Raw genomic sequence first — 23,005 nt, forward strand, 5'->3', positions numbered from 1 at the left:
GCATTTTATATATATGCGCCTTCATATTCCACTTCTGTTACAATCATTTCCTCTTCTGAGTAAGCCTTAAGTAATTCCCTTGCTATATACGATGGTGCTCCTAATGATTCAACTATTGCTTTCTCAGTTTGTCCCTCTCTTAACAAATCACAAAAATACTTTTGGAAATCTCTAACTATTGCTTGGCGTTCCTTTGTATTCAACATATAAAGCTCTTTTTCTAACGTCTCAATATAAATATTCGCTGTCATGTCTCTCTCTCCCTCGGTACTATTCATTAGATAGTACTATACCATAACACTATTATTCATTGCAAGGTACCAGTTTTAAAACAAAAGAAGTTGGTCTCCTCAAAACGAGACCAACTTCTACTTTATTCAAATATCTCTGGATAAACGGTTTTAGCTACTAGTTCTACAGCTTCACCAATTCGTGGTCCTGGGCGAGACATAATGTCCTGATCTAATTGGAAAATGGCGTTGTTTTGCACTGCCTCCAACTGATTCCAGCCTGGACGAGCCTTAATCTCACCAATTGGATCTTCTACATAATTTACGGTAGTCAAGATAATCGGAGGATTTTTCTTAATGACATCTTCCTCAGATAATTTAATCCATCCCTCTTGGTCTCCAAAAATATTTACAACTGTAGCTTTACTCAAAACTTCTTGTTGGAAAGTATTTTTTCCTGTTGTAAAAATTTCTGGAGATGGGCTTATTTCAAAGTAGACGTGTTTCTGATCGCTTACACCTGATACTTTGTCCTGAACACTTTGAATAGTAGTTTTAATAGAGTCAACAAGATCGGTTCCTTTATCCTCTACTCCCATTACTGCGGCCAACTGTTCAATATCTCCATAGACGTCTTCAAATGATAGCGCCGATTGAATGACAAAAACATCTAACCCCGCGTCTTCCAACACTTTAAGCTCTTCCTCAGATCCAGTTGTATAAGCAATTACAACATCTGGATTTATCTCTAAAATACGTTCTGCGTTGAACTTCATAGAATCGGAAACTCGTTCAATTTCTAGTGCCTCTTCTGGATAGGTATCGTATTCTGTAGCTCCAACAATTTTATCTCCTACACCAAGGGCAAACAGGATTTCTGTGTTACTTGGTTGTAGAGACACAATCGTTTCCGGAACTTCTTCGAATGTAACTTCTTTCCCCATATCATCCGTTACAGTATATTCTTTTACTTCTTGTACAGAATCTGTTTCAACAGCTGTATTTTTTTCAGCCTCTTGGCAGCCTACAAGCAAGATAGAAAGTATTAGTACCGCTAACCAATTCCTTAATTGTTTATTCATTTGTTAATCCTCCACTTTTTTCTTTTTTCTCATCGGATATGATTTACTGACAAATTGAATCTCTTCTACTCCATGATGCTTATTTACATATACCGCCATTGCAAACAATACATTTGCTAATAGCTGTGTGTAATCAAACAAAATCTCTGGTACTTCTCTTTCTAATGAAACTTTATGTAAAGCCCTTACAGATTTTTTTGCTTCACTACGACACACGTGTAATTCACATGCAGCTGTTGAGCCTTGTGGAAGTACGAATATATCTACTCTTCCTTCCACTTCACTTACGTAGAAATCATACATATCACTTAGAATTTGTAAATCCTTTTCATTGATTGCTAGCTTCCCTCTAACAGAACCATTTACGTGATATGCCATCGGTGCCAGATACATTAAATCCTCGTAAACTCTTGGAATATCTTTTGTTAAAGATGCGGCCAATCCAATACGTGTGGTCAATGAGTCTGTTCGAATCTCAAAGTCTACTGTAGACGGCTTTTCTCTCATAAATGGATAACAAATATATCGCATGTCTTTTTTCAATGCTCTGCCCCCTTTCCAAGTTATTTGTGAATTTTCGGCAATACAATACTCGACTTCTTACAGCACAAAAAAACGCCACCCTAAAAAAGGGCGGCGCAATACCTATTTATCGTTAGAAATTTAATCGAAAATAGAAACGTGCCGTACAACCCCTTAACTTCCGAAGAGTATTTATACGTTCAAGAAAAGGCCGGTCTCCTGGCTCATGCATCATTTTACTCTAAGAACCTTCCCATTGGCTTTTAGCCAACAGTGGTATTTTTCTTATTTCATCAGCATTTACAGTTGCGGATACAGCTTCGGTTTTTCACCGAATTCCCTAATTAAGCTGACAAGTCAGCACCTTTTCCCTGCAAAAATTATTCACTTATCGTAAGTGTACCATAGCCTTTCAATTGGTGATAGAAGCTTGTGAAACAACCAGCTTTTTACTCTTTTATTAGCTATAAAGTCTGCAATTATTTTGTTTCTCATTCAATTTATGCTACTGTTTTTATATGAAAAAATTTATTCCACTTTTACTTTTACTTGTCTTTGTATTTATAGCCTCCGGGCAGACTTCCGAGCAACAGTCTTTGGTAGCCGTGCTTAAAGAATGGCTTCCAAACAAGCCATTGGAGTCTTTTTTATCATTATTTCATATTCCTTATTGGGGATTCTATGTCTCTGTCGAGGAACGTGGCTACTATGCATTTGTCGAATTCTTAATAAGAAAAGGAGTCCACTTTTTTTATTTTGGTTTGATTAGTTTAGCTATTTATATTGCTTTGCCGAAGAGGAAGTATCGAAAACTTACTGCAATAATGATTACCTTTCTTCTAGCAGTCGCAGATGAATTCCATCAATCCTTTACGAGTGGACGATCTGCCCTTTTTCAGGATGTTCTATTAGATACAGGCGGGGCTATTTTTGTCATGCTTCTGCTAACGTTTGTTCAATGGTTGAAGCATAGAAAAAACGCTAACCTTTAGAAGGAAGCGTTCTTTCCCTATCTATTTACATCTTTTTCTCAACAAGAAAACAATCCCTAGCGTGACTACTGAAAAAACAGTAAGTATTTGATTAAACGGAAGGACAGGCTTGAATTTAACTTCCTCCGCAGTGATTTCATATATTCCAACCGGTTTTATCGAAAAGGCACCACCGCCTCCTTCTCCTTGACCTGTAGAATTTTCTTCATCTGAAATCGTGTTACCTCCACCTCCGCCTCCACCTACAAAATAATTAACTTTGGCAACAGGTAAGATCCTTTTGTTCTCCAATACAATTGGTTCTCCGTATATAAGAGACACATCTTTTTCTCTGGAAAACTTTTCGAAAATGGAACGGACTGGGGATTGAAACAATGGTAGCTTTCCCCCTTGTTTTTCTAGGTTACTTGATTTTTCCTCCATTAAATTATCTCCTTTAATTTAGAATAAGTGTCATGTGATGTTCTTCGTAATAGACGTCTCTATCCTTTAAAGCCATTTCTTCTACTCCAAATACCTTAAAACCTAATTGTAAATATAAATTTTTTGCGGATTCATTATTCGACACAACAGATAGATTAATCTTTTCTATTTCATTAGTTTCTATTGCCTGGTTAATGGCTCGCTCCATTAGGGCCTTTCCTACACCTTTTCTTCTTCCCTTTGAGCTTACATACATTGCAAAAATATTTGCTCTATGCTTCATTTTTAAGGAACTCTCTTGTGCTAGAGTAACCATACCAATTAATTTATCTTCTTCAAACGCACCGAACGTGTAATTGCCATTTACCTTAAAATTACCTTTTACTCGTTCAATTGGATTTTCTCTTTGAAGAGCTTCTTCATAGCTTGTTCCAAACGCTTCTGGACTGTTTTGCAGAGCCTCTAGCCTTAGTTCCCAATAAGCAATGGCATCTACATCTGTTAATCTTCTAATATCCATTCCTAAACCTCCAAAAAATAACCTTCATTACATATTTCGTGTGTGTATAATATAAAATCTTTGCAGGTTTCTGCACGAGAGCTTTCTGTGTCGAATAGTGAGGGGAGCTGCTCTGATGACCGAATCCTCATCCCTTCTTTTAGTAAAGTATGCCATCGAAAAGGTAATATAACTAATCCCTTTTCTAGTGCTTCTTTTTTTGAAATGATTTGTTGGAACTTTAGAGAATAAAGAATTCTACAAATAGTAGTTGTAACAAACTCCACCATATCATCAGGCACTGAATTAGGTATTTCTTTTGATTTCTTATACCAATATTCGTTGATGTTATATTTTAACGTTCCTAAGACATCCTCCCATTTAGTAGAAATGTTTAACTCATGAATTGGTCTTCCTTGTAATGCAATCCCATGTTTCTTTAAAATCCACCAAGTAACATGATTGATATCCCAATGACCAATTTTTACTTCACCATCTGAGCAATAAGGATACGGCAGGAGAATATCATTTGTTTTACCCAGGTCAGCTGTTTGAATATACATTCCATCCATCCGAGCCCCTAATTTCTCTTTAGATATTTGAAAATGGATCTCTTTTATAATTTCTACTTCTTGTTCATTTGCCGATCTTTTTAATAAAACGATAAAGTCTACATCACTCTTCTTTTCATCAAAAGCTCCTAACGCAATAGAACCATACATATAAACACCTTCAATAAAGGCACTTGGTAAGGAGGCATTTAATGCCTGTAAATATTTTTGCATTATGTCATGAACAGGATGCGGCAATACATATCCCACTGTTGTTTCCTCCTTCTAAATATGTTCAAAATATGTCCCAGGTTCCGAAATTTCGACAAAACATGACAAGTAACACTATTCCAATAAATAAGACTAGGTTACATTAGCGCTAACAAATTAATTTTTAGTGAGGAGATTATCAAACTGTGAATAAAAAAGTTGCTTGGATAACTGATACTGCTGCTTTATTGGAACAATCATTTATAGAAAAACATAATATACATGTCTTGCCATTAAATATTGTTTTTGAAGAGGGTGCATTCAAAGAAACAATTGATATGACACACGATGAATTCTACGACAAATTAAGAACCGCCAAAGTTCATCCTAAAACATCTCAGCCTCCGATTGGTGAGATGGTACAATTGTATAAAGACTTGAAAGCACAAGGATACGAATGTGCTATTGCTGTCCACACTTCCAGTGAGTTGTCAGGAACCTACAACAGTTCACAAACCGCCTCTAAAATGGCAAATTTTAAAGTGTATTCAATAGACTCTAAGATAGGCTCTTATCCGATGGTCAAAATGCTCGAAGTCGGAAAAAGCATGGTAGAGGCAGGCCATGACGTAGCGGAAGTCGTGAATCATATTGAAAACATGACATTAAACTCCGAATTGTCCTTTATTCCATCTAGCTTAACTCAGCTCCATAAAAGTGGCCGTGTATCTGGCACTAAAGCCTTTCTGAGTAATCTATTAAATATAAAAGTGGTCATTTCCTTTGATAACGGAAAAGTTGTTATGAAAGCAAAAGTACGTGCTGATAAAAGAGCTAAGAATTATGTAATGGACTTACTTCGAAATGATATGAAAAAAGCTGAAATTCCAGAAGTCGCAGTGATTAATTGCAACAATATAAAAGATGCTAAAACCTGGAGAGAAGAAATTCTGCAGGAATTCCCTAAGCTAAAGGTAATTGTTATCCCGTTGAGCGCCTGTGTAGGAGTTCACGCAGGGGAAGGTACAACTGGACTAAGCTGGGTAAAATATTAATATATAAAGTGGAGGGTTTGCTGCTATTTCGCAAACTCTTCTTTTAATAAGGAGCAAATAGCAGCATCACAAAACCGGCCTTTTTCAAATGCTGATTTTCTTAATGTCCCCTCGTATACAAATCCTGCCTTTTCTAAAGTTCTTCTCGAAGCAATATTCTCCGGGTCATATAGTGCTTCAATTCTATGCAGATCCATTTTTTCAAAACCATGTTTTAAAATTGGCTCTAAAACCTCTGTCATTACTCCAGTTCTCCAAAACTCTGGCGTAACCTCAAAACCGATTTCCGCCTTAAAATGTTCTTTTTCCCAATTATGATAGCCGCAGCTTCCTATAATCTTATTGTCTTTCTTAGTTGCTATTCCCCAACGTAACCCCTCATTTTTATGGTACCTTTTTTGCCAGTTATCAATTATTTTTCTTGCTTCGCTAATATCCTTTAAGACATCTAAATCATAATATTTCATGACCTCGTCCTGTGAAAAATAATGGAATACCTCTTGCGCATCGCTTGCTTCTATTTGGCGCAATAAAAATCGTTCTGTTTCCATCCTCGGAAACCTCTTCTTACGTAGATCATAGCCCAATAATATAAAGAATTGAGCAATCGCAAGAATTCCTACTAATGCGCTAACAAAGATGCTAATCCAAACATGTGCAGAAAATTTCACATCGCCTAGAGGCCCTACTTTTGGCTGATACATGTCGTATACACCATAAATATTACCTCCTAATAAAACAATTCCTGCAAACAATACAAGCCATTTCATCTTGCTATACCCCCTCTTTAGCATTTATTCGAGATAGAAGCTTTAAAATCCTTTTCTCTGCGAAACTTGGGAGCTTAACTGCTCTAGGTGACCCCGTTTACGACAATCCCCACGGTTTTTACGACAATCTGGCCATGCTTTACGACAATAACGCGGCAGTTTACTACAATCTACGCATTTCTCACTCGTTTTGACCCCGTTTACGACAATCCTCACTATTATTACTACAATCTAGACATGCTTTACGACAATGTCGCGGTAGTTTACTACAATCCACGCATTTCTCACTCGTTTTGACCCCGTTTACGACAATCCTCACTATTATTACTACAATCTAGACATGCTTTACGACAATGTCGCGGTAGTTTACTACAATCCACGCATTTCTCACTCGTATTCACCAGATTTACGACAATCTCCACGGTTTTTACGACAATCCCGCCATGCTTTACGACAATGCCGCGGTAGTTTACTACAATCCACGCATTACTCATTCGTTTTGACCCCGTTTACGACAATCCCCACGGTTTTTACGACAATCCCGCCATGCTTTACGACAATGTCGCGGTAGTTTACTACAATCCACGCATTGCTTACTCGTTTTGACCAGATTTGCGACAATCCTCACTATTATTACTACAATCTAGACATGTTTTACTACATCCAGGCATTACTTACTCGCTTTGACCAACTTCGCGATTTATTGTCCTAGCTGCTGTTCAATAAAAGCTTCCACTTTCATTTCACCAAGACTTCCAGCTTTATGCTTCCTAACGGAAACAATCTGCTTCTCCATTTCTTGGTCTCCGATAATCAGCATGTAAGGATGCTTTTGCATTGCCGCCTCTCTTATTTTTAGTCCTATTTTTTCTACACGGTCATCTATCTCCACTCGGTATCCCTTCTGCTCTAGCTGTTGCTTTACATCTTCTGCATAAGCGACATGTGCATCTGCAATGGGTAAGACTTTTACTTGTACTGGTGCTAGCCAGAGAGGGAAACTGCCTTGAAAGTGTTCTAATAAAATAGCCATAAAACGTTCTATAGAGCCATAGATGGCACGATGAATCATGATAGGCTGACGCAATTGGTTATTCTCATCGACATACTGACAATTGAATTTTTCAGGCATTTGAAAATCAAGTTGTACTGTTCCACACTGCCAACTTCGTCCAAGCGAATCAAGTATATGAAAGTCGATCTTAGGACCATAAAAGGCTCCATCTCCTTCGTTTACTTGATAATCGACTTGTTTGCTTTTTAGTACAGATTCTAGTGCTTCTTCTGCCTGATCCCATGCCTCTACGGAGCCCATAAAATCTTCCGGACGAGTCGATAGCTCTACCTTATAGCTAAAGCCAAACTCCTTATAGAATTCATCTACTAGATCTATCACCTTAGCAAGCTCACTCTCAATCTGATCTTCCAGAACAAATAAATGTGCATCATCCTGAGTAAATGCTCTAACACGTAATAGTCCATTCAGTGACCCCGAAAGCTCATGGCGATGTACTAATCCTAGCTCAGCATATCGTATAGGCAGCTCTCGATACCCTCTTCTTTTACTATTAAAAATTAATACTGCTCCAGGACAATTCATTGGCTTTATAGCATATTTTTGTTCATCTACATCTGCAAAATACATATTTTCATGGTAATGGTCCCAGTGACCTGATTTTTCCCAGAGTTCCTGCTTCATCATAATAGGAGTTTTTATCTCCTGGTAGCCTGCTCGCTGATGCTTCTCTCTCCAAATTTTTTCAAGCTCATTTCGTAAAATCATTCCTTTCGGCAAATAAAATGGCATACCCGGCGCTTCCTCCATGGACATAAATAATTCTAATTGCTGACCCAATTTTTGGTGACTTAATCTTTCCTCTGCTTTTACTGACATAATAAATTCCTCCTATTTTTTAAATAAAATCAAAAAGACCACACCCGTCCCGGTCAAGGGACGAGTGTGGTCGTGGTTCCACCCTATTTTGTCGTACTTAATAAAAATACGACTCTCATAAAAGATAACGGTTTCCCGATTACGGATACTAGCAGTAATAGCGTTCCCCCTAATAGCTCTAAGGTGGTAAACCATTCTACTTTCTCGCAGGGCTTTCAGCCGGTGACCCTGCTCTCTAAATAGAAAATATTGAATGATTCGTGTCCTTTTCACAGCTCAAATATAAAATTACTCATGCAAAAAACCACACCCGTCCTGGTAAAGGGACGAGTGTGGTCGTGGTTCCACCCTAATTTTGCAATTCTTAAAGTGAATTGCCTCAAAATGAAGATAACGGTTCCCCGATTATGGATACTTACTGTTCACCATAATAGCTCCAAGGTGGTAAATCATTCGTTTTTCCTACAGGGATTTCAGCCGACGACCCTGCTCTCTAATAAGAAATTATCTAAATGACTCATGTCCTTTTCTTTGCCTAAAAAAGTTAAATTGATTTTTAATAGTATATTCAACAAGTTTTGAATAGTCAACTATTTTTTTAAACCATACTTCTACCCATTACAACGGTATGATAATATTCCCCTTCAGCTAGCATTTTATCGTTTTTTAAAATTCCTTCTACTTCGAAACCATATTTTTGATATAGGGCAATTGCCTTCTCGTTCGTATGTAATACGCTTAACGCAATCTTTTTAATATCATTGGCATCTGCCCAAGCAATAGATTCCTTTAAAAAATTTGTTCCAATTCTTAATCCCCAGTATTCTTTCAAGACGCAGACTCCAAACTCTACTTTATGGGCAAATCGTTTTAAATCGCTTCCCTCACACCTTGAGAATCCAACAATCTGATGATTCACTTCAGCTACTAAAAAAAGATTTTTATCAGATTGGGAATCATTTTCTATTAATTCTTTAAATCCTTCTTTATCTATAAACGCTTCCCCTTGTTCTCTATCTAGGTTTTGTGTTTCTCCATCTATTTGCAGCCTTACCTTAGACAGTTGGTCGGCATCTAATTGACTCGCAGATCTGACTGTATAGGAGATACCCCTAATATTAAATCCCTTTGACTCTATTAGCATTTCCTGTTTCCCACTTTTCTTTATTTATTCTTATCAAAATTCCTTTTAGCCAGCTGCTGTATAGGATCCCAAACCCCGTTAAACGGAGGGGCATACGCTAAGTCCAAATCTAATAAGTCAGGAAGCTTCATGCTATGGTATAGCGCAGTAGCTAAAACATCGGTACGCTTATCTACCCCATGTCCACCCACGATCTGTCCACCTAGAAGCAACTGATCTTCTTTACGATAAAGCAATTTAATCGTCATTAACTCTTTACCAGGATAATACCCTGCAATATCTGTTGCCTCCAGCGTACTTGTTTCAAAGGGAATGTCTAATTCCTTTACTTCTTTTTCTGATAGTCCTGTTCTACCAATTGACAATTCGAAGAACTTCATAATAGAGGTGCCGACAATACCTTTAAAAGGTATTTTATTACCAACCATATTGAACCCAGCTAGTCTGCCTTGTTTATTGGCAGTAGTACCCAAAGGGATATAATCGTTTTTTTGTTTGATACGATTATAATGTGTAGCACAATCACCTGCAGCGTATATATATGGGATGCTTGTTTCCATATATTCGTTTACGATAATAGCTCCATTTGAAAGAGTTTCTATTCCCGTATTCTTTAGGAAAAAGGTTGAAGGTTTTATTCCAATTGCTATCAACACTAAATCTGTCGAATAAGTCCCTTTGTCAGTCACTACAGATTGTACTCGTCCCTTCCCAGTAAATGATCGAACTTCCTCATTTAGTTTAAGCTCCACTTGTTTTTCCTTTGCTTTTTGATGTAGCATATCTGCCATCTCAGGATCAAGGATTGGCATTAACTGTTCTCCTCGTTGGATAATTCGAACCTCTTTACCAATTTCCTTTATATTTTCTGCCATTTCTAAGCCGATATATCCTCCACCTATGATGGTTACATGTTCTACTTCTTTTAAATCGGCTATTAACGCCTCCGTTTGAGGAATTGTTTTAAACGTATGTATCCCATCTAATTGTGTACCCTCCCAGTCAGGTACAACTGAACTAGCCCCTGTAGCTACTAATAGACGATCATATTTAATCTCAAAGCTTTCTCCGCTTCCTAAGACATTACCAGTAACTGTTTGGTTTACAGGGTTTACTTTGGTCACTTCATGTCCAATTTTTGCATCTATCTTGTATTTGGTCCGGAACATCTCCACACTGCGTGCTATAACATCTGTTGTTGAAAACACCTTTTTACCAACAACGTAAGGTAACCCACATTGACCGTACGAATAAATATTTCCTTTTTCAAGTGTGGTAATTTGAGCGTCTGGATCATTACGGACAATCTCCATAGCAGCACTCATCCCCGCTGCATCCCCACCAATGATTACATAATGCATACACTTTTCCTCCTTTTAGTACCTCTAGTACTTCTCTTTTCAATAATGGTATTCCTTCTTATGTAAGCAATGCCCTTATATACGCCATTTAAATACAAAATTTTATGTATTTCTCTTTTTTTTAGTAAAGTGAAATGTAATTTATTTTAAAAAGGTATGCCCTTTATCATCGGACATACCTTTTCATTAATTACTATTGTTACTATAACTTTATTAAACAGCTCGATCCCAGAAGCGGTGTTTCGCCACTGCATCAATGAAAGTGTCAACAAAGTGTGTTTTGTCATTTGCAAATACACCAATTTGACCTACAAGTCCCATCTCTTCTAAAATTTCGTCTCCACTAAAAGTAGATCCAATAGGTTTATAGTGTGTAAACGCTTCTTGTACAAACAACATAGCATTCTTCTTAAACGTTGGAGTTTTTCCATCTCCACTAGCCACATAAATTGCGTCAAATAAAACAGAATCCTCGGTTAAGAATGTATGATCGACAGGTAAGCTTGTACCATTTGCTCCAGTCACACTGCCATGATGATCACTAACAATTAGCGGGAGAGCTCCTTTTGCTTTTATGCCATCTATAATGCTCAATAGCTCCTCATCGAAGCCATCGCCTACTAGTATAGCTATTTTTCTAGTATCTGGCTTCATCACTGTATTTAGCTGGCTTAACGCTGGCGAGGATTTAGTTACTGTATTGGCAGCTGTCCCTTGAACAACCATACCAAGATTTTCTGCTACCTTGCTCGCCATTTCTAAATCTACATGAGCAAACATTTCTAATACTTGCGCACGGACAGACTTCTCTACACATTTACCAAGTTCAAAGCTAAATGCATCAATGATGTGTTCCTTTTCAGGTTGACTCATACTATTCCAGAACATCGTTGCCTGAGAGAAATGATCCTTAAAGCTTTCACTACGAGCTCTTACTTTGTGTGCATCTATTTTTTCTTGATAGTGTGTATATCCACCTTCGGCCTCACTAACTGGTGTTGGAGTATTGTTAGCTAGTGAGTTTTTATGATAGCTAACTTGTCCAACGTTTATCGTTTGTCGACCATATCCATCTCGCTGATTGTTATGGAACGGACAAACTGGACGGTTAATAGGTAGCTCGTGGAAATTAGGTCCACCTAGTCTGATAAGCTGTGTATCTGTATAAGAGAACAATCTTCCTTGTAAAAGAGGGTCATTTGTAAAATCAATTCCTGGCACAACATTACCAGGGTGGAATGCAACCTGTTCCGTTTCTGCAAATACATTATCTACATTACGATTTAATGTCATTTTTCCAATTCTCTTAACCGGCACATCCTCCTCCGGCCAAATTTTAGTAGGATCTAATATATCAAAGTCAAAGGCAAACTCGTCCTCTTCTGCAATAATTTGTACACCAAACTCGTATTCTGGATAGTCACCCATTTCTATAGATTGATAGAGGTCACGGCGGTGGAAATCCGGATCCTTACCATTAATTTTTTGGGCTTCATCCCATACTACTGAGTGAGTTCCTAGCAATGGCTTCCAATGGAATTTTACAAAATGAGCTTTTCCTTCTTCATTTACGAATCGGAAAGTATGTACGCCAAAACCTTCCATCATACGATAACTACGTGGAATTGCTCGGTCCGACATTGCCCACATAATCATATGTGCAGATTCCTGATTGTTCGCTATAAAATCCCAAAATGTATCATGTGCTGTAGCCGCTTGAGGCATCTCGTTATGAGGCTCTGGCTTCATGGCATGGACTAGATCCGGGAACTTAATAGCGTCTTGGATGAAGAAGACAGGAATATTATTGGCTACTAAATCGTAGTTTCCTTCTTCAGTATAGAACTTGGTTGAGAATCCTCGAGCATCACGTGCTAGCTCACCAGAGCCACGCGATCCTGCTACTGTCGAAAACCTTACAAATACAGGGGTCTTAGAGCCAGGTGTTTGTAAGAACTTCGCTTTTGTATAAGGCTTCATGGATTCATAAAGTTCAAATTCTCCATGAGCACCGTACCCTCTTGCATGCACGATTCGCTCTGGGATTCGTTCATGATCAAAGTGTGTCATTTTTTCTCTAAAATGAAAGTCCTCCATAAGAGTAGGACCACGCTCACCAGCTTTTAAAGAAAATTCATCCTCTGAAACTTTTAAACCATGATTAGTTGTCATAGCTTTGTCTTTATCTACAACACGAAATTGTTCTAATTGTTCATTCTTACTATTTTCATTTATCTTTTTATCCAAGTTTACTCCTCCTCTTATCTAATTCGACTCTATTAGTGTAAATACCCGAAATTGTATTTAGAAAACTTCTTTTTTATAATCTTTATTAATAAGTAATAACTTTATAAGTTTTAAATATTTATGAAATTTCGCTAGCCATCGACTTTTAAGCTATTCTCTCTCCCCGATTTCTAGCAATGTTGACGGCTTATCGCTCACCCTCTAAAAAGCGTTCGCCTAAAGCGGAAATCAGCTATTATGAGTCGGACTTTTCATGTGTTTATAGCTTTTAAGATAGAATATTAAACAACTAATTTATATAGTTGAGTCAACCTTCATCTGCACTTACCCCCATTTACAACACACTTGGGATTGTAGCGACAGGCGACGACTCCGGCGGGAGCAAGGAGACAGATAAGCCATCACAAACGACGCGCAAGCGACGGTGATGGCTTATCGCTCCCCCGCTAAAATGCGTTCGCCTAAAGCGGAAATCAGCTATTATGAGTCATGCTTTTCATGAAATTGTATTTTATCGAGGGCAATGTGCGAGAATCTGGACAAATAAAAAAACTGTAGTTGAATAATACCAACTACAGTTCAATAAATTATTTATCCCATAATATTATATCCAGAATCTACGTACACAATTTCCCCTGTGACACCTCTAGATAGGTTGCTAAGAAGAGCCACTGTCATATCGCCAACTTCTTCTTGTGTTACATTTCTTTGTAAAGGAGCAGTTTCTTCTATTTTGTGTAAAATTGTGTTGAAGGAAGATATACCTTTTGCTGCTAAAGTTCGAATTGCCCCTGCCGAAATCGCATTGACTCGAACATTTTGCTTACCTAAATCTAGTGCAAGATATTTTACCGAAGCCTCTAATGATGCTTTAGCTATTCCCATAACGTTGTATCCTTCTAAAACACGTTCTGCTCCTAAGTATGTCATCGTTACAATTGATCCGCCCTCTGTCATAAAAGGTGCTGCTTCTCTTGCTGCAGCTATTAAGGAATACGCACTAGTGTCTTGCGCAAATGCATAACCCTCTCTAGACGTTTTAATGAAATCATCCTTTAAATCTTCCGCATGGGCGAATGCAACAGAGTGTACAACTCCATGAATGACTCCTACTTCCTTGCCTATCATTTCGAATGCTGACTTAACGCTTTCATCACTATTAACATCGCATTCTACTACTAGCTTAGCTTCCAAGTCGTTAGCACTTAATAATTTTTGAATTTTACCTAATGATCTCTCTTTACGATAAGTAAAAATAACATTAGCCCCTACTTCATATAAGGATTTTGCAACTCCCCAAGCGAGACTTCGCTCATTTGCCACACCCATTACGACAATGTTTTTATTTTTTAATTGTATTAAGTCCTTCATAAGAACCTCCCGTTTTCACCTGTTATTAGTACCTGTTACTAACTTTAATCATACCATACGCAGCTAATTTTGTACTATGGATTTTGTTTTTTTGTCGGAGTGGTTTATTATTATTTTCATAAAGATATCGGGCGTAGGAGGAAATAACTTGAAGTTATTAATAATTGAGGACGATATTCGTTTGGCCGAAAGTATTCGAGACCTAGTGAGTGACACCTTTGAAGCCCGTATGGCTCACAACGGTGAAGATGGTTTGTTCATGGCTGAGCAAGGAATCGAAGATGTTCTAATTTTGGATATCATGATGCCAGATATGAACGGCTATGAAGTATTAGCAGCTCTAAGAGAAAAAAACATTATGACCCCCGTTCTTATGCTTACTGCGAAGGATGGAATCTCCGATAAGGTCAAGGGCTTTCATCTTGGTGCAGATGATTATTTAGTTAAACCCTTTCATAGGGACGAACTACTGGTCAGACTGAATGCTCTTGTTAGAAGATCTAATAAACAAGTCAGAGACCACACCCTTTCTTTTCAGGATTTACAATTAAATTTAATAAATAAGATGACCTCCATTAATGGAGAGTCTGTGCAACTAAACGGTCGTCAATTTGATGTACTGGAGTTTTTAGTAAAGAACCAGGGAACCATTGTGACAAAGGAACAATTATTCGACCGAGTGTGGGGCTTCGATTCAGAGACATCTCAAACGGTAGTAGAGGTTTATGTTAGCCACATTAGAAAAAAACTTAAGCCTTTTGGTTATGATCAATACTTTAAAACCTTTCGGGGCCTTGGATATATGTTAAGTATTGGTGAAAAAAATGTATAGAAAAAACATACTGAAGAAACAACAAAATAAATTAGTGTTACTTAATTTTATTGCATTCAGTCTAATCTTCTCCATTTTTTCTTTCATCATTTATCAGCTAGTCGAAGAGACATTGTATTCCTCCGTAGACAATGAATTATTACGAGCCAAAGAGATGAGTGAACGTCCAAACAACAGAATGCCAGTTCCATTCAACCCACGAATGATTGTGCTGCTTCGAGATGCAGAAGGCGCAATATTAAATGAGGAACAAATTGGGACAAGGTTTATCAATGAATTTTCTGAGGACCTCCCTTTCTCTCTTGAGACTATAGAGACGATACAGACAACAAAATTAGCAAATGACTATGTGTTTCGTTCCTTAATGTATCCAAATAGTAATGGAAGCTATACTGAATTATTAATAAGTGTGGAAGCTGAACAAAGTATAGTTAATAACTTTATAAAGATTCTATTTATCTGTACCATCATTTTTGTTTTACTTTCGATAACAGCAAGTTATTTTTTAGCCAAAAGATCGATGAACCCCATTATTAATTCTTGGGGCAAGCAATCTGAGTTTGTAGAGAATGCCTCCCATGAGCTTCGTACACCTTTAACTATTGTACAAAGCAAGTTGGAGCACCTGCTAACTAAGCCTGAAGATACAATTATGAATCAATTTGAAAGTATTGGCCTAAGCTTATCGGAGATTCGCAGGATGAATATAATGACCACCCATCTCCTCACTTTAGCTAGAGCAGATTCGTTGGAGCAGCAACTACAAAAAGAGACAGTAAACTTAGGTAATTTAGTTAATGAAGTTATTCATCCCTTCTACGAATTAGCAGAGCTAGAACAAAAAGAAATTATTACCCAAATACACAGCAAACGAACAATTTCTATTGATAAAAACCGAATTCATCAACTTCTTGTCATTCTTTTAGACAATGCCCTTAAGTACACAAGACCGCAAGACAAGATTCACGTGGTATTAAGAGAAGATCCAGAGTACCTAACCATAGATGTGAGTGATACGGGTATTGGTATAAGGGAAGAAAATATAAAGCGAGTGTTTGATCGGTTTTACAGAGAGGATAAAGCTAGAATTAAGGAAACAGGTGGCACCGGACTAGGATTATCTATCGCACAATGGATAGTAGAAAGTCATAACGGTACAATTAGAGTTTCTTCCAAACCATCTAGCGGAACTACCTTTCAAGTAAAGCTTCCATATAAATAATTTTTACGCCTCAAATTCAAAATAAGAATTTGAGGCTTTTTTTTATATGAAATTATTTAGATTTTAAAACTAGTTTAAGGTTTCTTTAAGGTTTGCTTTTTATACTTTGTACAGATAGGAAAGGAGGATGACATATGAACGGTAGACATGAATTGAAGCATGAAATGACAAAGGCAGATTGCTATCTCCTTAAACATAAACTCCAGCATGTCATGTCTAAGGATTCACATGCGGGACCAGATGGAAAGTACTTCATTCGAAGCATCTATTTTGATAATTTTTCAAATAAGATTCTTACAGAGAAGAAGGAGGGCTTTTACCGAAGACAGAAATTCAGAGTAAGGTTGTACAACCATAAATTCGATTACTTAAATTTAGAAAAAAAATCGAAGATCAATAACATGACATATAAAGAAAAATGCCAAATCACCCCTGAAGAGTATGAAAGAATCCGTCTTGGTGACATCGATTGGTTGCAAGCAGATGAACGAAAATTATTGAACGAGCTTCATCTACATATGACGCTTTATCAAATAAGACCAGTCAGTATCATTGATTACACGAGGGAAGTCTTCATTAAAGAAGAAGGCAACGTCCGTATTACATTTGACAGTGATGTAAAAACAAGTTTTCATAACACGGACCTATTAAATCCCCATACACCAATGATAGACGTGTTAGATTATGGAACAGTCATAGTCGAGGTTAAATATGATGGATTCTTGCCGGATGTTATAAAAAAATTACTACAGGTTAGTGATAGACAGGCTAGTGCTTTTTCTAAATACCAATTAGGCCGAATGTTTGGCTAATTTATTATTTAATAATGGAGGAAATTGAAATGAATAATAATACAACTACATTTTCAGATATTTTCAAGTCTAGCTTTTTAGACCAAACTGCTAGTTTTTCACTTGTCGATTCCTTGATAGGATTGCTCGTTTCGTTTGTCATTGGATTGTTTATATATGTTATCTACAAAAAAACATTTTCAGGCGTCATTTACTCTCACTCTTTTAATATTGCATTGATTGCCATCACAATGATTACTTCTCTTATCATTATGGGTATTTCCACAAATGTCCTATTGTCTCTTGGTATGGTTGGGGCTTTATCAATTGTTCGTTTTCGTACGCCAATTAAGGACCCAATGGATTTAATATATCTTTTCTGGGCAATTGTTGTAGGAATTTTATGTGGTGCAGGCTTTATCCCACTTGTTATTTTAGGCTCTGTCTTGATTGGAGTCGTGTTAGTATTGTTTGTCAATAAGATATCTATTGAAGACCCATACTTATTAGTAGTAAAGTACGACAATATTCATACAGAAAAGACATTAGAAAAATTAGTTGGCAATTTATCGAAAAAGCATTCTGTAAAATCTAAGTCAGCTGTTGGAAAGCAATACTTTGAAATAACATATGAGGTTCAGTTGAAAAAAGAAGAACAAAATATCGTTAATATCATTGCAGATGTAGAAGGAGTTTCTTCGGCTGTAATGCTTAGCTATGATGGCAATTTCACAGCATAAAAAGGAGGATACAACATGAAGAAATCACATGTATTCTTAGTGTTTATCATCCTAATATGCCTCTTTCTAAGCTTTCTATATTTATATCCGAAATTAGGATTGGAGTCTGCTGATAGAGGTTATCAATACATGAATACAGTTTTCAATCAGGAACAAGTCACTAACGTTGACATAGAAATGGCTGACAGTGATTTTGATTCAATGATTAAAAATGCATCGGATGAAGAAATATTCGAGGCAAACGTCACTGTTAATGGGACTACTGTAAATAACGTAGGGATTCGTACGAAAGGAAATCTATCACTTCGTTCCGTCGTACAAATGGATGATTCCGAAAGATATAGCTTTAAGATTGATTTCGATTACTATGACAGCACGAAAAGCTTAGACGGATTAAAAAAATTAAATTTAAATAATAATTACAGTGACGCATCGCAAATGCGTGAATACATGTCCTATAAATTAATGGAGCAATTTGGAATCGCCACTCCAGGCTACTCCTACATGTACGTCTCCATCAATGGTGAAGAGCGAGGGTTATACCTCGGAGTTGAAGCAATAGAAGAAACATTCCTAGCACGTAATTTCGATAAAGGCTCAGACTCCTTATATAAACCTGATGGTGCAGGAAGCGACCTTCAGTATATTTCGGAGAACTATGAGGATTATTCTGGCATCGGGGCAAAGACATCTATTAGCGATCAGGATGAGAAAGAGTTTCTGAAATTTATCAGTGCTATTAATGAGGAAGGTTCCAACTTAGGATCCGTATTAGATATCGATGAGATGCTTCGATACTTTGCTGCCAATACAGCCCTTGTTAATATGGATAGCTACCAAGGAAATATGAAGCACAACTACTATCTATACGAAGAGGAAGGGATTTTCTCTATATTGCCTTGGGATTATAATATGTCCTTTGGAGGCTTTGGTGCTGGAGGAGCCCCTGGTGGTGGCGGAAAAACTGGATTCCTGGGTCAAGGAAATGAACGAGCGGAAGCTGACGAAAACCACTCCTCTCCTGCTGTCGCCCCCGAAACAAATGAAGCTACTCTGCCACAAGGTGCAGAAGACACAAACTCAAACCTGGAGAATAGACCACAAAATCGTGGACAAATGGGCATGGGAATGATGGGTGGTAATGCTGTTTCAGAAGAAAACATTAACTTAAGCATTTATGAGCCCGTTAGCGGAGTTACAATGGAGGATCGTCCTCTTGTTAATGCGCTTCTAACTGATGAAGAGAACATTACTATATATGAAGATTATTTAAATGAGATAGCAACTACCTTTTTAGACAAGGATTCATTTACTTCTATGGTAGATGAAATTCATACAATGATTAAACCATACGTAGAGAAAGATCCTACAGCTTTTTTCAGCGTGGATGAATTCGAGGAAGACGTATATGGTGAAACAGGAATTATAGAATTTGCAAGCCAAAGAAGTGATTCTATATTAGCTCAGCTATCAGGTGAATTAGTCGTTCAAAATAACACCACCTCCCTTGAACAAGCTAATCCTTCCGAGGAAGGAAATCTAGCATCCGAAGGGATGGAGCCTCCTAATGGTGGGCAAATGCCAGAAGGTTTTGAAGCGCCGGAGGGGATGGAGCCTCCTAATGGTGGGCAAAAGTCTAATAATGCTATGTCTGGATTTGGTCGAAAAGGATCTTCAGAGAGCCAGTCAACAGGCTACTCCAATGTATTTGTAATAACTTCCGCAGCTGGGATTGTTATACTCTTAGCTTTAATCTTTATAGTGAATCGTTTTAAACGTAGAAGATCATAACTAAAATAAAGCTTCTCTCGAGTTTGGAGAGAAGCTTTATTTATTATATCGGAATAATAAGAAAGCATACAAACCGATGAAAATAGATAAATACTTATATTTGTAATTATGCCCTCCTCTCTATTAATAATATCTTTCCTCCATTCAATAACATTTTAATATTAGGATTGTTTATTACTAGTCCCCCTCTATAAACCGCTATACTATGCCAATATAACCAATTAATTATTTTTTCTGAATATAAAAACTTTTTAAAATGAGTAGATTTTATGACAAATAAGAGTAAAATTGAGGACGGTTATTTTTTTAGATTATTAAGTGATAATTTTTATAAAAGAAAGAGGAAAAGATGTGTCAGCTTACAATTTAGCAGAATTAAAAATATTAAACCAAGTACTTTTTGCATTATTTATAGTAGCAGATTTAGCACTTGCTTTATTTTTCTATAACTCTTCATTTCCTTGGTTTGCTTTACTAGGCTCTGGAGTCGGGCTAGCAATTATAGTTCTTTGTTGGACTGGTAAAAAACATGGATATTTTATAGGTTCCCTTTTAGTGTTTACAGTTTTATTTTCGTTAGTATACAACTGGAGTAATCTTATTCACTAATGAAAGTAGTTAACAAATTTTTTTATCCAGATATTTACTTAAGTAAATAGTTACATGAATTTTCAATCATTTTATGTTGGAGGTATTTATATGTCAGAACAGGAAACAAAAAATCAATTTCTAGAAAAACGTTCTTCTAGACGTAAATTTATAAAGAATTCAGGATTAACAGTAGGTGGAGTAGTTTTAGGTGGTGCTCTTGGGAGTCTATTAGGAAAAGACTCCACTGAAGTAACTAAAGAATCTCATGTTGCATCTAAATCTTCTACAAACTACAATCAAGCACTTATGTATTTTGATCAAGCTCAATTCGCTACAATCGAAGCGGCGACAGAACAAATCTTCCCAAAAACGGATGCAGGCCCTGGAGCAAAAGAATTACTGGTTACTTACTACATCGATCATCAATTGGCGGGAAACTGGGGACTTAACGCTAAGGAATACATGAGCGGTCCTTTCTATCCTGCGGAGGCTACAGCTTTATTTGGACATCAAACTCACTTAAATAGACAACAAATATTTGACTTAGGTATTGAAGCATTAAATGCAGAAGCAAAAAAACAATATGATAAAAAATTTGCTGAGGTTAGTGATGAAGAGCAAATAGCTATTCTAACAGCTATGGAAGCTGGAGAAATTACTTTAAATGGCGCAGTTAGTTCTAGTTATTTCTTTAAACTACTGAAAAGTGCAACCATCGAGGGTGTTTATTCAGATCCTTTATACGGCGGAAACAAGGATATGCAAGGCTGGAAAATGAAAAACTTCCCTGGCCATCAAATGAGCTATACAGACATTATTGAAAAAGAAGAGTTCGTCACTTTCGAACCTAAGAGTTTAAATTCACAACACAATCATTAATTTAAGGGAGTAAATAATTATGGCTAAAAAATTACCAAAAACAGATATAGTTTTAGTTGGAGTCGGCTGGACTGGAGGTATAGTCGCTGCCGAATTAACTAAAAAAGGTTACAAGGTAGTAGGTTTAGAACGAGGAAAATCTCGTTCTACCGAAGACTATATGATGGTGCATGATGAGTTAAGATATCAACAAAGAAATGAAATGATGCAAGACCTTTCGAAGGAAACTGTAACAGTACGTCATAATCCTTCACAAAGAGCATTGCCTTATCGCCAACACGGTTCATTTTTAATCGGTGATGGTGTGGGTGGTTCCGGGGAACACTGGAATGGTTTAACTTACCGTTTCTTTCCATATGACTTCGAAATTTATACAAAAACGGTAGAACGTTACGGAAAAGATAAAATTCCTGCAGATATGCCACTTCAAGACTGGGGTATCACTTATGATGAGCTAGTACCTTATTTTGAGAAGTTCGAGGCAATGGCAGGTATTTCAGGTGAAGAAAACCCACATCCAGATGTTCCAAAGGTAAAATATCCAACTGTACCATTAAAAGAAACGCCATCTATGAAAATGTTCAGAGAAGCTGCAAAGGGATTAGGATATCATCCTTATATTGCACCAGCTGCCACTCTTTCTGAAAGCTATACTAATCCTGATGGAATATCACGTGGCGCTTGTCAATATTGTGGTTTCTGCGAAAGATTCGGATGTGAGTATGGATCTAAAGCATCTCCTGTAGTAACAGTGTTACCAGTAGCAAAAGAAACTGGTAATTTTGAAGTCCGTACGTTCTCTGTTGTTCGTCGAGTACTTCATACGAACGGAAAAGCAACTGGAGTATTATACGTTGATACCCGCACTGGAGAAGAGTATATACAAGAGGCTGATGTAGTCGTGGTTTCTGCATATGCACTAAACAACATTAAAATCTTATTGAACTCTAAACTTGGTCGTCCTTACAATCCTGAAACTGGTACTGGAGTTATTGGAAAAAACTATGCATACCAAATGACTTCTGCTGCTTCTACTGGTTTCTTTAAAGATAGAGAATTTAACCTTTATGCAGGTACAGGTTCACTTGCTGGAGTAATAGACGATTTCAATGGCGATAATTTTGACCACACTGATTTGGACTTCATTCATGGCGGTAACATTGCACTAGGGCATTATGGTAAACGTCCTATTTCAAATAATACTGTACCAAAAGATACTCCAGGCTGGGGTAAAGAATATAAAGATGCGAGTATTTTCTGGGCAAATCGCAGTTTATCAGTAGGTTCCCAAGGCTCTGTAATGCCTCATAAAGATAACTATATTGACTTGGATCCAACTTATAAGGATGCATTTGGTGATCCACTTATTCGTATGACGTTTAACTATCATGATAATGAAAAAAATCAGCAAAAATATATTAAAGAAGTAACAGCTAAGATTCTTGAAGAAATGGGAGCAGAAATGATTTCAGTTCCTGGAGATCAAGGAGATTGGGATACTACCAAATATCAAACTACGCACAACACTGGCGGAGTAATTATGGGCGCAAATCCTGAGACAAGTGCCCTAAACAACTACCTACAAATGTGGGATTGTGAAAATGTCTTCGTACCAGGGGCATCCGCATTCCCTCATAACTCAGGAATGAACCCTACAGGTACAGTCGGAGCATTAGCTTACCGTACAGCAGAAGGTATTGAAAAATATTTAAAAACAGGCGGATTATTAGTCTAATAATATAATATTTTTTTCTTAATAGAATTAGCCAACCACTTAAAAAGCTACTTGTTTTCCCTTATAGGAAAGC

Annotated in this window: 24 protein-coding genes, 1 riboswitch and 2 other annotated features; of the genes, 10 read left to right on the forward strand and 14 right to left on the reverse strand. The window is 37.2% G+C overall.

Annotated elements, in window-relative coordinates; all coding sequences use genetic code 11:
• Positions 1 to 5: 5 nt before the first annotated feature.
• From MHB55_RS19675 to MHB55_RS19685, 3 genes are all read right to left on the reverse strand, one after another.
• Complete coding sequence (locus MHB55_RS19675) at positions 6 to 251, reverse strand: HAAS signaling domain-containing protein (RefSeq protein ID WP_186318202.1); 246 nt, start codon at positions 249 to 251, stop codon at positions 6 to 8.
• Positions 252 to 373: 122 nt separating this feature from the next.
• Positions 374 to 1,312 (reverse strand): ABC transporter substrate-binding protein, encoded by a 939-nt coding sequence (locus tag MHB55_RS19680; RefSeq protein WP_154312142.1) that lies wholly within the window; start codon positions 1,310 to 1,312, stop codon positions 374 to 376.
• A 3-nt stretch (positions 1,313 to 1,315) separates the two neighbouring features.
• Positions 1,316 to 1,855, reverse strand: a complete 540-nt coding sequence (locus MHB55_RS19685) for a hypothetical protein (protein WP_144539315.1) — start codon at positions 1,853 to 1,855, stop codon at positions 1,316 to 1,318.
• Positions 1,856 to 2,026: 171 nt separating this feature from the next.
• Positions 2,027 to 2,217: riboswitch (cobalamin riboswitch) on the reverse strand.
• 135 nt (positions 2,218 to 2,352) lie between these two features.
• Between MHB55_RS19685 and MHB55_RS19690 the strand changes: the two genes are divergently transcribed.
• Complete coding sequence (locus MHB55_RS19690) at positions 2,353 to 2,826, forward strand: VanZ family protein (protein ID WP_154312141.1); 474 nt, start codon at positions 2,353 to 2,355, stop codon at positions 2,824 to 2,826.
• 21 nt (positions 2,827 to 2,847) lie between these two features.
• Here the strand turns inward: MHB55_RS19690 and MHB55_RS19695 are convergent, their stop codons facing one another.
• The 3 genes from MHB55_RS19695 to MHB55_RS19705 are packed head-to-tail and all read right to left on the reverse strand — an operon-like array spanning position 2,848 to position 4,569.
• A complete protein-coding gene (locus tag MHB55_RS19695; RefSeq protein WP_340863873.1) occupies positions 2,848 to 3,249 on the reverse strand; it encodes a spore germination protein GerW family protein in 402 nt (133 codons plus the stop codon).
• A 13-nt stretch (positions 3,250 to 3,262) separates the two neighbouring features.
• Positions 3,263 to 3,769 (reverse strand): GNAT family N-acetyltransferase, encoded by a 507-nt coding sequence (locus MHB55_RS19700; protein WP_340863874.1) that lies wholly within the window; start codon positions 3,767 to 3,769, stop codon positions 3,263 to 3,265.
• Between the two features lie 2 nt (positions 3,770 to 3,771).
• Complete coding sequence (locus MHB55_RS19705; protein ID WP_154312138.1) at positions 3,772 to 4,569, reverse strand: nucleotidyltransferase domain-containing protein; 798 nt, start codon at positions 4,567 to 4,569, stop codon at positions 3,772 to 3,774.
• Between the two features lie 146 nt (positions 4,570 to 4,715).
• On the opposite strand from MHB55_RS19705, the gene MHB55_RS19710 reads away from it, so the two are divergent.
• Positions 4,716 to 5,564, forward strand: a complete 849-nt coding sequence (locus tag MHB55_RS19710) for a DegV family protein (RefSeq protein WP_154312137.1) — start codon at positions 4,716 to 4,718, stop codon at positions 5,562 to 5,564.
• Positions 5,565 to 5,587: 23 nt separating this feature from the next.
• Here the strand turns inward: MHB55_RS19710 and MHB55_RS19715 are convergent, their stop codons facing one another.
• The 8 genes from MHB55_RS19715 to fabI form a co-directional block, all read right to left on the reverse strand.
• Positions 5,588 to 6,334, reverse strand: coding sequence for a GNAT family N-acetyltransferase (locus MHB55_RS19715; protein WP_340863875.1), 747 nt, complete (start codon positions 6,332 to 6,334; stop codon positions 5,588 to 5,590).
• A 284-nt stretch (positions 6,335 to 6,618) separates the two neighbouring features.
• Positions 6,619 to 6,828: a hypothetical protein gene (locus tag MHB55_RS19720; protein WP_151112292.1), complete on the reverse strand. Its 210-nt coding sequence runs from the start codon at positions 6,826 to 6,828 to the stop codon at positions 6,619 to 6,621.
• A complete protein-coding gene (locus MHB55_RS19725) occupies positions 6,821 to 6,955 on the reverse strand; it encodes a hypothetical protein (protein WP_255475361.1) in 135 nt (44 codons plus the stop codon). The genes MHB55_RS19720 and MHB55_RS19725 overlap by 8 nt, the downstream gene beginning before the upstream one ends.
• 79 nt (positions 6,956 to 7,034) lie before the next feature.
• Complete coding sequence (gene thrS, locus MHB55_RS19730) at positions 7,035 to 8,228, reverse strand: threonine--tRNA ligase (protein WP_340863876.1); 1,194 nt, start codon at positions 8,226 to 8,228, stop codon at positions 7,035 to 7,037.
• Positions 8,229 to 8,281: 53 nt separating this feature from the next.
• Positions 8,282 to 8,510, reverse strand: a binding site (T-box leader).
• 37 nt (positions 8,511 to 8,547) lie between these two features.
• Positions 8,548 to 8,769, reverse strand: a binding site (T-box leader).
• 57 nt (positions 8,770 to 8,826) lie between these two features.
• Positions 8,827 to 9,372, reverse strand: coding sequence for a GNAT family N-acetyltransferase (locus MHB55_RS19735; protein WP_340863877.1), 546 nt, complete (start codon positions 9,370 to 9,372; stop codon positions 8,827 to 8,829).
• Between the two features lie 20 nt (positions 9,373 to 9,392).
• Positions 9,393 to 10,733 carry a CoA-disulfide reductase gene (locus tag MHB55_RS19740; protein WP_144539299.1) on the reverse strand — a complete coding sequence of 447 codons (1,341 nt, stop codon included), beginning with the start codon at positions 10,731 to 10,733 and terminating at the stop codon, positions 9,393 to 9,395.
• A gap of 213 nt (positions 10,734 to 10,946) precedes the next feature.
• Positions 10,947 to 12,980 (reverse strand): catalase, encoded by a 2,034-nt coding sequence (locus MHB55_RS19745; RefSeq protein ID WP_144539297.1) that lies wholly within the window; start codon positions 12,978 to 12,980, stop codon positions 10,947 to 10,949.
• 591 nt (positions 12,981 to 13,571) lie between these two features.
• The gene (gene fabI, locus MHB55_RS19750; protein ID WP_144539295.1) at positions 13,572 to 14,351 is read right to left on the reverse strand and encodes an enoyl-ACP reductase FabI; all 780 of its coding nucleotides are present in this window, start codon (positions 14,349 to 14,351) and stop codon (positions 13,572 to 13,574) included.
• Between the two features lie 148 nt (positions 14,352 to 14,499).
• On the opposite strand from fabI, the gene MHB55_RS19755 reads away from it, so the two are divergent.
• The 8 genes from MHB55_RS19755 (at position 14,500) to MHB55_RS19790 (ending at position 22,932) form a co-directional block, all read left to right on the forward strand.
• Positions 14,500 to 15,183, forward strand: a complete 684-nt coding sequence (locus MHB55_RS19755) for a response regulator transcription factor (RefSeq protein ID WP_340863878.1) — start codon at positions 14,500 to 14,502, stop codon at positions 15,181 to 15,183.
• The gene (locus MHB55_RS19760; protein ID WP_191697540.1) at positions 15,176 to 16,405 is read left to right on the forward strand and encodes a sensor histidine kinase; all 1,230 of its coding nucleotides are present in this window, start codon (positions 15,176 to 15,178) and stop codon (positions 16,403 to 16,405) included. The genes MHB55_RS19755 and MHB55_RS19760 overlap by 8 nt, the downstream gene beginning before the upstream one ends.
• A gap of 134 nt (positions 16,406 to 16,539) precedes the next feature.
• On the forward strand, positions 16,540 to 17,217 hold the full coding sequence (locus MHB55_RS19765; RefSeq protein ID WP_340863879.1) for a polyphosphate polymerase domain-containing protein: 678 nt from the start codon (positions 16,540 to 16,542) through the stop codon (positions 17,215 to 17,217).
• 29 nt (positions 17,218 to 17,246) lie between these two features.
• Positions 17,247 to 17,936, forward strand: a complete 690-nt coding sequence (locus tag MHB55_RS19770; RefSeq protein WP_144539287.1) for a DUF4956 domain-containing protein — start codon at positions 17,247 to 17,249, stop codon at positions 17,934 to 17,936.
• Positions 17,937 to 17,951: 15 nt separating this feature from the next.
• A complete protein-coding gene (locus tag MHB55_RS19775; protein WP_340863880.1) occupies positions 17,952 to 19,727 on the forward strand; it encodes a CotH kinase family protein in 1,776 nt (591 codons plus the stop codon).
• A gap of 351 nt (positions 19,728 to 20,078) precedes the next feature.
• Positions 20,079 to 20,336, forward strand: coding sequence for a hypothetical protein (locus MHB55_RS19780; protein ID WP_151112278.1), 258 nt, complete (start codon positions 20,079 to 20,081; stop codon positions 20,334 to 20,336).
• Between the two features lie 90 nt (positions 20,337 to 20,426).
• A complete protein-coding gene (locus MHB55_RS19785; protein ID WP_144539281.1) occupies positions 20,427 to 21,197 on the forward strand; it encodes a gluconate 2-dehydrogenase subunit 3 family protein in 771 nt (256 codons plus the stop codon).
• A gap of 19 nt (positions 21,198 to 21,216) precedes the next feature.
• Positions 21,217 to 22,932: a GMC family oxidoreductase gene (locus MHB55_RS19790; protein ID WP_144539279.1), complete on the forward strand. Its 1,716-nt coding sequence runs from the start codon at positions 21,217 to 21,219 to the stop codon at positions 22,930 to 22,932.
• Positions 22,933 to 23,005: the final 73 nt, after the last annotated feature.

The organism is Psychrobacillus sp. FSL K6-1267, assembly GCF_038003265.1.
GTDB lineage: Bacteria > Bacillota > Bacilli > Bacillales_A > Planococcaceae > Psychrobacillus > Psychrobacillus faecigallinarum.

Bases quoted from the DNA above. Each gene is read 5' to 3' on its own strand.
- MHB55_RS19675 (WP_186318202.1), bottom strand. From the start codon at position 251: ATGACAGCGAATATTTATATTGAGACGTTAGAAAAAGAGCTTTATATG.
- MHB55_RS19680 (WP_154312142.1), bottom strand. From the start codon at position 1,312: ATGAATAAACAATTAAGGAATTGGTTAGCGGTACTAATACTTTCTATC.
- MHB55_RS19690 (WP_154312141.1), top strand. From the start codon at position 2,353: ATGAAAAAATTTATTCCACTTTTACTTTTACTTGTCTTTGTATTTATA.
- MHB55_RS19695 (WP_340863873.1), bottom strand. From the start codon at position 3,249: ATGGAGGAAAAATCAAGTAACCTAGAAAAACAAGGGGGAAAGCTACCA.
- MHB55_RS19700 (WP_340863874.1), bottom strand. From the start codon at position 3,769: ATGGATATTAGAAGATTAACAGATGTAGATGCCATTGCTTATTGGGAA.
- MHB55_RS19715 (WP_340863875.1), bottom strand. From the start codon at position 6,334: ATGAAATGGCTTGTATTGTTTGCAGGAATTGTTTTATTAGGAGGTAAT.
- MHB55_RS19720 (WP_151112292.1), bottom strand. From the start codon at position 6,828: ATGAGTAATGCGTGGATTGTAGTAAACTACCGCGGCATTGTCGTAAAG.
- thrS (WP_340863876.1), bottom strand. From the start codon at position 8,228: ATGTCAGTAAAAGCAGAGGAAAGATTAAGTCACCAAAAATTGGGTCAG.
- MHB55_RS19735 (WP_340863877.1), bottom strand. From the start codon at position 9,372: ATGCTAATAGAGTCAAAGGGATTTAATATTAGGGGTATCTCCTATACA.
- MHB55_RS19740 (WP_144539299.1), bottom strand. From the start codon at position 10,733: ATGCATTATGTAATCATTGGTGGGGATGCAGCGGGGATGAGTGCTGCT.
- fabI (WP_144539295.1), bottom strand. From the start codon at position 14,351: ATGAAGGACTTAATACAATTAAAAAATAAAAACATTGTCGTAATGGGT.
- MHB55_RS19760 (WP_191697540.1), top strand. From the start codon at position 15,176: ATGTATAGAAAAAACATACTGAAGAAACAACAAAATAAATTAGTGTTA.
- MHB55_RS19765 (WP_340863879.1), top strand. From the start codon at position 16,540: ATGAACGGTAGACATGAATTGAAGCATGAAATGACAAAGGCAGATTGC.
- MHB55_RS19770 (WP_144539287.1), top strand. From the start codon at position 17,247: ATGAATAATAATACAACTACATTTTCAGATATTTTCAAGTCTAGCTTT.
- MHB55_RS19775 (WP_340863880.1), top strand. From the start codon at position 17,952: ATGAAGAAATCACATGTATTCTTAGTGTTTATCATCCTAATATGCCTC.
- MHB55_RS19785 (WP_144539281.1), top strand. From the start codon at position 20,427: ATGTCAGAACAGGAAACAAAAAATCAATTTCTAGAAAAACGTTCTTCT.
- MHB55_RS19790 (WP_144539279.1), top strand. From the start codon at position 21,217: ATGGCTAAAAAATTACCAAAAACAGATATAGTTTTAGTTGGAGTCGGC.